At 48.4% G+C, this 8793-nt stretch carries 13 protein-coding genes; 12 read left to right on the top strand and 1 reads right to left on the bottom strand.

The genetic code is table 11. From position 1 onward, the window contains the following. Positions 1 to 3 precede the first annotated feature (3 nt). The 12 genes from H6F67_RS26200 (at position 4) to H6F67_RS26255 (ending at position 7640) form a co-directional block, all read left to right on the top strand. Positions 4 to 222 carry a hypothetical protein gene (locus H6F67_RS26200; protein ID WP_190769602.1) on the top strand — a complete coding sequence of 73 codons (219 nt, stop codon included), beginning with the start codon at positions 4 to 6 and terminating at the stop codon, positions 220 to 222. Further along, positions 219 to 1175, top strand: coding sequence for a nucleotidyl transferase AbiEii/AbiGii toxin family protein (locus H6F67_RS26205; RefSeq protein ID WP_190769603.1), 957 nt, complete (start codon positions 219 to 221; stop codon positions 1173 to 1175). Before H6F67_RS26200 ends, H6F67_RS26205 begins: the two co-directional genes overlap by 4 nt. A gap of 256 nt (positions 1176 to 1431) precedes the next feature. Beyond that, complete coding sequence (locus H6F67_RS26210; protein ID WP_190769604.1) at positions 1432 to 1815, top strand: hypothetical protein; 384 nt, start codon at positions 1432 to 1434, stop codon at positions 1813 to 1815. Between the two features lie 25 nt (positions 1816 to 1840). Further along, positions 1841 to 2239 carry a hypothetical protein gene (locus tag H6F67_RS26215; RefSeq protein ID WP_190769605.1) on the top strand — a complete coding sequence of 133 codons (399 nt, stop codon included), beginning with the start codon at positions 1841 to 1843 and terminating at the stop codon, positions 2237 to 2239. A 453-nt stretch (positions 2240 to 2692) separates the two neighbouring features. Then, positions 2693 to 3055: a hypothetical protein gene (locus H6F67_RS26220; protein WP_190769606.1), complete on the top strand. Its 363-nt coding sequence runs from the start codon at positions 2693 to 2695 to the stop codon at positions 3053 to 3055. Positions 3056 to 3353: 298 nt separating this feature from the next. Then, positions 3354 to 4112: a hypothetical protein gene (locus H6F67_RS26225; RefSeq protein WP_190769607.1), complete on the top strand. Its 759-nt coding sequence runs from the start codon at positions 3354 to 3356 to the stop codon at positions 4110 to 4112. Between the two features lie 119 nt (positions 4113 to 4231). Then, complete coding sequence (locus H6F67_RS26230; protein WP_190769608.1) at positions 4232 to 4603, top strand: hypothetical protein; 372 nt, start codon at positions 4232 to 4234, stop codon at positions 4601 to 4603. Positions 4604 to 4835: 232 nt separating this feature from the next. Then, on the top strand, positions 4836 to 5300 hold the full coding sequence (locus H6F67_RS26235; RefSeq protein WP_190769609.1) for a hypothetical protein: 465 nt from the start codon (positions 4836 to 4838) through the stop codon (positions 5298 to 5300). Positions 5301 to 5521: 221 nt separating this feature from the next. Further along, complete coding sequence (locus tag H6F67_RS26240; RefSeq protein ID WP_190769610.1) at positions 5522 to 5677, top strand: hypothetical protein; 156 nt, start codon at positions 5522 to 5524, stop codon at positions 5675 to 5677. A 74-nt stretch (positions 5678 to 5751) separates the two neighbouring features. Then, complete coding sequence (locus tag H6F67_RS26245; protein WP_190769611.1) at positions 5752 to 5943, top strand: hypothetical protein; 192 nt, start codon at positions 5752 to 5754, stop codon at positions 5941 to 5943. Positions 5944 to 6223: 280 nt separating this feature from the next. After that, a complete protein-coding gene (locus H6F67_RS26250) occupies positions 6224 to 7192 on the top strand; it encodes an aldo/keto reductase (protein ID WP_190769612.1) in 969 nt (322 codons plus the stop codon). A gap of 232 nt (positions 7193 to 7424) precedes the next feature. Further along, positions 7425 to 7640 (top strand): hypothetical protein, encoded by a 216-nt coding sequence (locus tag H6F67_RS26255; protein WP_190769613.1) that lies wholly within the window; start codon positions 7425 to 7427, stop codon positions 7638 to 7640. A gap of 287 nt (positions 7641 to 7927) precedes the next feature. On the opposite strand, the gene H6F67_RS26260 is transcribed toward H6F67_RS26255, so the two are convergent. Beyond that, complete coding sequence (locus tag H6F67_RS26260; protein ID WP_190769614.1) at positions 7928 to 8644, bottom strand: hypothetical protein; 717 nt, start codon at positions 8642 to 8644, stop codon at positions 7928 to 7930. Positions 8645 to 8793 lie beyond the last annotated feature (149 nt).

Here is an 8793-nt window from a genome sequence, read left to right on the forward strand (position 1 = left end):
AAATTGCTGCTTCTATTTCCACCGTTTGTATGTGACGCTGAAATGGCGATCGAGTGTGAAGGGTTGTCATCTTCAGTCGAGTCCAATCATCTCGGTCAAGCACTGATTTCCTCATACGAAGATTGGGTTGAGCGCGTTCAAGCTGGCCGCGATGACAGGTCGGGTAAGGTGGAGGTGAAAGGCACGATCGCGTTGGCAACGGCAAAGAAAACAAGAAGATGAATTTACAGCCACCGATTAGTGAACTGCCGTTTCTGCGCTCGATCTGCTGGCAAGGGGAAGTGCCAAATATTGACCAGCTTGCAGAAATTGAGTTGCTACAACTCTATGAGCGCAACTGGCGATACCGCGATCGACTCGCCCCCTTCAGCGAAGTAGAACGCCAGTTTGTTCAATCGATCGCCACGAAACATCAATCTTGGCTTGCTTCCATGTTTGAGATGCCTGTACACAATCAGATTCTTCAGGTGCTGCGATCGCTCAAGCCGAGCCTGTTTGAAGCCTGCAATGCCTACTTTGGCGGGGGAACATTGCTGACACTGTGCTACGGCGAGTATCGTCTGAGCCGTGACATTGATTTTTTGTGTGCTTACGGAGCAGATTTTTCCAGACTCCGACGAGCGGTGTATGACGAAGGGGTGGAGGCGCTCTTTGATCGCCCTGTTGGAACGGTGGGGTTGCCCCGTGAGCTGCAAACCGATCGCGACGGGGTGCGGATGGCCGTTACGATCGACGCGCTGATCCTCAAGCTCGAAATTATGGCTGAAGGGCGAATTGCCCTGGATGCACCGAGCTATCCGGCTTGGTCGCCTGTGCCCTGCTTGAGCGTGGTGGATCAAGTCGCCGAGAAGCTGCTGGCAAATAGCGATCGCTGGGCAGAGAGTGCAACTCATTCTAGAGATTTGATTGATCTGGCGATGCTGAGGCGGCACACCCATTTTCCGCAGCGATCGATCGAGAAGGCGGAGGCAGTGTATCCCTGTATTGATCCGCTCAAGCGGGCGATCGTAGCTTTTCAAGCACAACCGGACGATCGCATCCGCTGCTATGAGCGCTTGGCCGTTCGGACTCCAACCCGCGTCATTGATGGGCTAGATCAACTGGCAAGTCAGTTTGATCTGCCGCTGACGGAGCGACTGGCGATCGAATCACAGCCTTTCCCGGATGATGAGTAGTTGTTGAGGGGCGATGCTTTGAAGGGGCTGACATCCGCTTAGCGTGGAGCGTTGTTTCAAACAGTTGGTTTTGTGTGAGCGGTTGTGTTGTGGGAGGGGGTTATCGATCGAGCAGTTTCTTGAAACGCTGCTGCATGAGTGAGAGAAGAATGTATGGTATGCCTAATAGTACGTCTGCTCATCTGCTTGGTAAATTTTTAGAGTCTCTTCGCCATGTTGCAAAAATATGAAATAAACTAGCAGCATAGGTAGAGTAATGTATATCTCTATTATGAAAGAGGCAGTAAAAATGGCGATTTTTGATCAGCGTGGTCAGCATGTAAATTATCAGTATAACGCTGCGGGTAACATCAATATTGGTTCTGTTCAGAATCAAATGCAGCTTGTTGATGAGTTAGAGAAGCTTAAGTCTGAGCTATCAAAAGCTTCTGAAGCTGAAGTTATTGATGCCGAAGTTTTTACCGATGCTGATTATCAAATGAGCAAAGCAATTCAGCAGTCGAAGAAGCCAAACCCAGATAAAAAAAGTGTTATAGAACATTTGAAGAATGCTAAATCTTTACTTGAAGACGTAACTGCTGTAGGTGGATTGGTAACGGCTCTTAATGAAGTAATTCAGCTGATCGTGAATCTTCTTTGACAGTGAAACCTCTGAGGTAGGTGCAATGAGTCAATATGACCAGTCCAAACAAAATGTGAATAATCAATACAATGCAGGAGGTGACATAGTAATTGACTCAGGAGGAGAAAAAAGAATTATTAGAGATGTACGACCAAGCCATAGATTCATTTTTATTGGGCACGAATGGATGGTTGAATTTTACCTATCTTCGTGGCATGTAATTGTATTTACAGACGATCAAAGCCTAAATCTTGAACATGTGTTCACATTACATATTGATGGACAAAAAATTTTAAGCAGAAGAACCCGAATGTTTCCAAGCGAAAAGATAGAACACTTCTTTAGTTTTGAAGGAGTAGATTGTGAATTCTTATTTCGCTCTTTGATGGTTACTTATGATGTAAGGATACGGGTTGGCGGGAAGGAAATAGCAAATTGGTGAAACGTTCGGTTTTTCAGAAAGATTGGGTGCAATGAGCAGCTATGGTTCAGTTTGGACAAAATATGAATAGCCACTACAATGCTGGAAGAGATGTGGTAGTACCTTCTAAATTAGGTAGCCGTCTGATGCTAAAAAAGTAGTTGGTTTATTTGGCAGTACAGCAGGCGTTGATTTTTAGCTTGCTCACCAAGCGTATCAAGATAGTTGGTTGAGAACGAAAGGTCAGTAGTAGTGGGGGAAGCAGGTCGTTAGGCAGTTCTGAAGTGCTACTTGTTGTACTGCTAAGTGATCTAGATTGGACATCTTTCTTTGAACTAAAAGTCTGCCCTTCGGAATAGCGCCAGAAGAAGGAAACTTGAGATAAACTACATTTGTAATGTGGGTGCTACATGAAAGACGATTGAGACTTTGCAGACTCCAGGACGGAAAAACTATCACTCGAAGGAGAGAGTTATGAGTCGTCCAGTTCAGAAACGTTTTGATGATCTTGATAGCCAAAGCTGGCAAACATTCTGGAACGCTAAGAAAGCTTGTCCTTTTTGGGGTGATTCTGTAAAAAAGCGGCAAAATGAGTTGAATCATCATGTGTTGCAGGTAAATGAGTTGCAGCAGCATCCAGGTTACTCAGAATTTCTTCAGGACAACCAAACGAGAGTCAATCGTTTGCATTTGAGAAACGAGCTTTCTGGACGAGAGCTTAGAGCAAAAAACACTGTGAACGATGTTCTTGTCAAAACTCAGGCCCAGTTCTCGCTTCCCTTCTTCCGCATAAATGTAGCAGTTCCGCCCCAATTGCCATCTTCGGATAAGGGTTAAGCTTCAAAGCTAGACAGTTTGATAAAGGAGGGCAAACAGTACTAAGAAATGCTGTTTGCCCTCCTTTATTTTTGGGAACACAATTTTATGCACAGAATACATCCTTTTAACAATTCGCTTGGAGCGGGTTTTCAAAAGATCTTGGCACATTGCAAAGGCTACTTGCAGCCGTACAATTTCACCGTTAGATGCAAAATTCTAGACACGTTGCCCTTGCCTCCCACCCAACCCTCACGCCCCTCTATCGAGGGTTGGGATTTGAATCTTGATTTGTTTTTCCCAAGATTCTTCCTTCTACATGGCAACATCGAATTCAACTCGGACGCGCTCCGTTCGCACTGCCCGCTCTGCTGCCGCCACTGCAAACGGTCAGCCTGCTGCCAAATCCGTTGATCAAGCCGCAACAGTGAGTAGCAAGCGTCGTCAAACCGATGCTGACTCGATCGCAACCTCCACGACAGACAGCGAAGACTCGATCGCAGCCGCCCTCCAAGCTGCCGAAGCGATCGCCGCAAAACTGACCAACGCGGTCGCCAAAAAGTACAAAGTCAAACTGGCAAAAGACAATCCTGCCACCCGCAAAAAGTGCTACTACGCCCTGCGAGACGTGTTGGGCAATGCGATTTCCGCCGCAGTTCGCGCTGCCGCAGATGAGAACCGCAAAGTGCCTGAGTTTGTTTGGCAAACCTGGAACACAACGGAATTTGCCGCGCTATTTGGCAAAGCGGAAAAGCCGAAGTACGGCTGCGTGGTGATGGCGATCGTTGCTGCCCTGTTTAGCTACGAAGTCAGCGACAACCCGGCTCAGGGCGTTCAAGACTTGGTTCGCATCAACAAGGAGTCGTGGGACAAAAAGAACAACTCTGGCTCTAACACCAAAGACACCAGCTTCTTTGGTGAAGACGAAGACGGTGATGACGATGAAGACCTCGATGACGATGAGGCCGTTGCACTCGGCGACGACCTGATTGAGGAAGGGGACGAAGACGACACCGATCTCGATGAAGACGACCTCGACGACGAAGACTTTGAGGATGACGATCTAGACGATGAATAATCCTGCCGCGATCGACTGCGCCTGATTTGCAGGTTGAAGCGCGATCGCTGTCCTACCCCAACCCGCGCCCCAATGCTACGGCTGCGGGGCGCTTTTTCTTGTCACTCAGAAGGTTCATCATGGTTCTTGCCAGTCTCGACCCGCTCGATCGTCCGATCGCGCTCATTCAACCGACTGCGGCTGAAGCGCCATCCCAGAAACTCTACACCGTCCGGCAACAGCACCAAATTCGATCGGTCGTGCTGCTGTTGCTCAAGTCCCAACGACTCACTCAGCCTGCGACCCACAACTATCCGTCTGCCGCTGCGGAAGTTGCGGCTGCACCCACGCTGCTATGTCTCGACGGAGAACTAATTCCAATCGAAGCGATCGAATGCGATCGTCTGGTGCAGTTTGCGATCGCGCATTTTGAACGGGTGCGATCGGTTCAAGATCTGTATGAAATCTACTGCTCTTTTCACCAGATTCTATTTGAGATGACCTTCTGCTGAAATCACACCGAAGCCATCCCACCCACCCGTTTTGATAACGAAGAAAAAAGAAGAATTGAACTTGCGCCTTGAAGCGCGAATTGCTTCTGTCGAAGCGGCATTTTTGAGTTGCAAAAGAGCATTTGACTTGAAGTAATTTAACTCAACTTTGAATTTAAGAAAAAGTTGAATTTGCTTCTGTCGAAGCTGCTTTTGTGGCTTACCCAAGTTAACAATTTTAGGGAGAAATCAAATGGCTACTCGCAATGGAACTCGCGCTCGATCGACCAAGCCCGCCGTTGTCGAAGACGAAGATCTCGATCTTGAAGACCTTGAAGAAATGGACTTGGGGGACGAAGACTTTGGTGATGAAGGCGATGACTTCGAGGAAATCGAACTCAGCGGCAAAGCGCAAAAGCTTCTCGAACAAATCACGCCGCTCAACGAGCGCCGCAAGGGAATGTATCTGGAAGTGGTAAGAAACGGAATTGGATTGCAGCGGCAGTCCAAAGCTGCTGCGCTGCACAAAACCTTCAACTGGCAAAGCTTCAACGATCGCTTCCGCAAGGACTACAGCGATCTAGCGCTGAAGGAACTGATTCAACTGGCTGCCGCACTCGGCTTCAAAACCGAGGAAGATGTGCGACACCAGTTCAACCAGCAACGGAAGCTGCGATCGCAGCGCATCGCCCGTAAACGCGAGCGCGAAGAAGATTAATTTCCATCCCCACGCCGACGTGGGGATCACTGCTACTCGAATTGGGTAGCAGTGAATTTTTTTGCCCTGCCCACCCACCAGCTTCATTTCCACTCAGCCCGATCTCGCTACAAACTCGTCTCTGCAATGCGATCGCTGACCGTCGAGCGTCGTTCAACGTTGCTTTGTGGTTAGGGTGCAAAATAAGCAGCAGTTTTCAGTAGAAGTTTGCACCCTAACCATTGCTCGATCGCTCCTCGCTGCTGCGCGTCAACCAGCAAGTGGACTTTGCAGGATTTGAGGCGGCTTTGTTCTTCCAACTTTGCGCTGTGTGGGATGAAGGGCGATCGACTCCGTCTATCCTTCTCAAACTCAATCCTGCTTACTTCAGTGGTTAGGGTGCAAGTCTCACCGATGCATGGCTGGTTTTTTGCACCCTAACCATAAATCTAACCTTCCATTCTCGACTCGTATGGCTTCCTCTACCTATGCTGACTTTATCCAGCCTTGGTGCGTGATTCGAGTGCATCAAGGTCAGGCTAGTGTGATTGCTCGCTTTCGCAGTCGCAATGACGCCGATGGTCATGTCCACATTTTGAATCGGCATTTACCAGGCACATACCAAGTTCAATATCAGCCCAGTTCTCTGCCGTCGTGCTTGTGACGATCGTAGGGCTATTTCATTGAGTGGCAGAAAAACAGGGCTGAAATATTTTCTTCCACCAAGAACTTTAACCGTGTAATACGTCGTTGGTCTCTTTCACGAGGAAGACGCAATCGCATACTTGCTTCTCTAGGATGAGAGGCGTTCAAAGTTGCTGTTTGCTTGGTTGTTGGACGATCGCAAGTGAGCGCTCAGCCGCAGTAGACGATTGCAAACAGACGCGATCGAAGTTGACGCTCATCGCCGTGGGACCACCTTCTGCTGTATTAGGGAGATCAACATGACTGGAAATCCATCAAACTCAGAAATGCTCTATCGCGAACTTGGCAGCACGGGCGAGCAAGTTTCCGCGATCGGCTTGGGAGGCTGGCATCTGAGTTTGAAGCATGTCGATGAGCAACTGGCAACTCGCATTGTTCACACGGCGATCGATCGCGGCATCACCTTCATGGACAACTGCTGGGACTACAACGGTGGAGCCAGCGAGATTCGCATGGGGAAAGCGCTCCGCAACGGCTATCGCGACAAAGTATTTTTGATGACCAAAATCGATGGGCGATCGAAACAAGCAGCGGCCAAACAGCTTGATGAGTCGCTCGATCGCTTGCAGGTCGATCACGTTGACCTGGTGCAATATCACGAAATCTTGCGCTTTGAAGACCCGCACCGCATCTTCGATCCTGAAGGCGCTCATGCCGCCATCTTGGAAGCACAGCAAGCAGGAAAGGTGCGCTACATCGGCTTCACTGGACACAAAGACCCGTACATACACCTGCACATGCTGGAAGTGGCAGACCAGTTTGGCTTCAAGTTCGATACTGTTCAGATGCCGCTGAACGTGATGGATGCTCACTACCGCAGCTTCGCCAAGCTGGTTGTGCCGGAACTGGTCAAGCGCAACATTGGCATTCTGGGTATGAAAAGTATGGCGAATGGGATTTTGCTGCGATCGAACACAGCCACTCCGATCGAATGTCTGCACTATGCGCTGAATCTGCCGACCTCGGTTGTGATTACGGGTATGGATAGTCTGGAATTTCTCGATCAGGCGTTTGAAGCGGTGCGAACCTTTGCGCCGATGGGCGACACGCAGGTGCAAGCGCTGCTTGGCAAAACTGCACAGGCCGGAGCGCGAGGTGAGTATGAGCCGTTCAAAACCTCCTCGATTTTCGATGGCACAGCTCAACATCCAGACTGGCTAGGTGAGGAACCAGAACGCCTTCAGCAGTTGATGTCTGCGGCTGGGTGATTCACACTGCTGTATGTGGGAAAAGCGCAGGATATTAAGGAACGGTTTCGAGGTGGGCATAAAGCCCTGACCTGGTCTTGGTTAGCTGACGATCGACCATCGAGATGTCGCTATCGCAACCTATCCACTCGATTTCATGCAGTGGCGAGCGTTATCATCAGAGCTAGAGCGAATCATCCTTGCGATCGAGTGCGCCACCCTTTAATGCCCGCATCCTCACGAGAGAATAGTCATGCAGCAACCGACGCTTGAACCGGAAACAATCGAGCATCTCAATCCAGTTGCGGCTCAAATGATGTTGGCAGCGTTGCCTACTTTGATCCGGGAGGCATTTGAAAGACGGGCTGCTGAGATTGAATATCCGATCGAGGCAGTGTTGGAGATGGCGCTTGCCAGCTTTCTCGATAGCGAAGCCCTTAGCTTCACAGATTGTCAACCCCGATATTGATCAGCGACTCGACAATTGAGTGCCATTATCTTTATCTTTGCCGACTGATTAGTGGTGGCACAAGTTGTTCAATTCCGTTCAAAAAGCTTGTGAAGCGTGATTGATAACTTTTGTCTCGTCATTGGATTCGGAAACTGATGTTTGTCCAGCAATTTGAGACAAGTCTGAAAGGGCTTAGTCTTGAGAGATAACGGCTCAAATCAGCGGTGGCAGATGACCTCGAACTCAGCACCATTGGCTTTCGACCGTTCTCTGCATTTGAATTGTTAGCCTGCTTTCATTTTGGACTAGGTGAGCCGATTCCATCGTCTTTTAAAGCGTTCCTCTTGGCTAGTTCCAGCATCAAGATCATCGGCAGGAACAATACCTTCTTTTTGACAATTTTGAACATACCCACTAGCTGCATTACGTAACCAACGAGTAACAAGATTAGGACCGAAGCTTATTGTAATTCTGCCATCGTCATGAGATGACCAGTAGTACATAATTTCTTCTCCACGTGTAAACCCATGTGTACGCCTTGAGCCAGTAGCAAGATGGACTAGAGGACAACGGTAAAAAGTGTAAAGTAGAGAACCATATTCATATTCTTCTAGCAAATCAAAAAGATCACGGCGAGTTGCGAGGTCTGGACACTCTTGAACAAGTTCATCACGCGACACATCCAGGTATGACTTGGGCAACTCATGGGATCTAAGAAACTCATTAAGATTGTCGCTCAAACGTTTACTGAGAAGTTGATCAGCAATATGAGCATCTTGTGGGCGATAGTACTTCCAATCCTCTGCAAAGCATATAACAGCAACTTTGCTAACACGAGGATCATTTGAAACAAATGTCTTTAGAAGTCGAGCTAACCGAATAGAGGATGGAACGCCACCACCTAGTTCACTTTCCAGTTTTTGTTTAACATCAGGGAAGTCATTAAACCAAATCTCGGCAAGTGCATCAAGAGATGCTGTTGCAAGTGTATATGCATCGACAGGAGAACCTGAAGCCGCCATATTATCCGCTAGCTGAGCGCGTTTGTAGAAATAGTGGGGTTTGTAAAATCGTTTGTGTCAAGGGTCAGAAATAAGATCTAATGAACTACTGAAGCAGAGACCTTAAACCCATGACCTTTTCCCCTGAACTTTTAGACGAATTGCTCAAA

The sequence above is a fragment of the Microcoleus sp. FACHB-1515 genome (genome assembly GCF_014696105.1).
Lineage (GTDB): Bacteria > Cyanobacteriota > Cyanobacteriia > Elainellales > Elainellaceae > JAAUTJ01.

Excerpts from the sequence above, each read along its gene's own strand:
- H6F67_RS26205 (WP_190769603.1), top strand. The coding sequence starts at position 219 with ATGAATTTACAGCCACCGATTAGTGAACTGCCGTTTCTGCGCTCGATC.
- H6F67_RS26210 (WP_190769604.1), top strand. The coding sequence starts at position 1,432 with ATGTATATCTCTATTATGAAAGAGGCAGTAAAAATGGCGATTTTTGAT.
- H6F67_RS26215 (WP_190769605.1), top strand. The coding sequence starts at position 1,841 with ATGAGTCAATATGACCAGTCCAAACAAAATGTGAATAATCAATACAAT.
- H6F67_RS26220 (WP_190769606.1), top strand. The coding sequence starts at position 2,693 with ATGAGTCGTCCAGTTCAGAAACGTTTTGATGATCTTGATAGCCAAAGC.
- H6F67_RS26225 (WP_190769607.1), top strand. The coding sequence starts at position 3,354 with ATGGCAACATCGAATTCAACTCGGACGCGCTCCGTTCGCACTGCCCGC.
- H6F67_RS26230 (WP_190769608.1), top strand. The coding sequence starts at position 4,232 with ATGGTTCTTGCCAGTCTCGACCCGCTCGATCGTCCGATCGCGCTCATT.
- H6F67_RS26235 (WP_190769609.1), top strand. The coding sequence starts at position 4,836 with ATGGCTACTCGCAATGGAACTCGCGCTCGATCGACCAAGCCCGCCGTT.
- H6F67_RS26245 (WP_190769611.1), top strand. The coding sequence starts at position 5,752 with ATGGCTTCCTCTACCTATGCTGACTTTATCCAGCCTTGGTGCGTGATT.
- H6F67_RS26250 (WP_190769612.1), top strand. The coding sequence starts at position 6,224 with ATGACTGGAAATCCATCAAACTCAGAAATGCTCTATCGCGAACTTGGC.
- H6F67_RS26255 (WP_190769613.1), top strand. The coding sequence starts at position 7,425 with ATGCAGCAACCGACGCTTGAACCGGAAACAATCGAGCATCTCAATCCA.
- H6F67_RS26260 (WP_190769614.1), bottom strand. The coding sequence starts at position 8,644 with ATGGCGGCTTCAGGTTCTCCTGTCGATGCATATACACTTGCAACAGCA.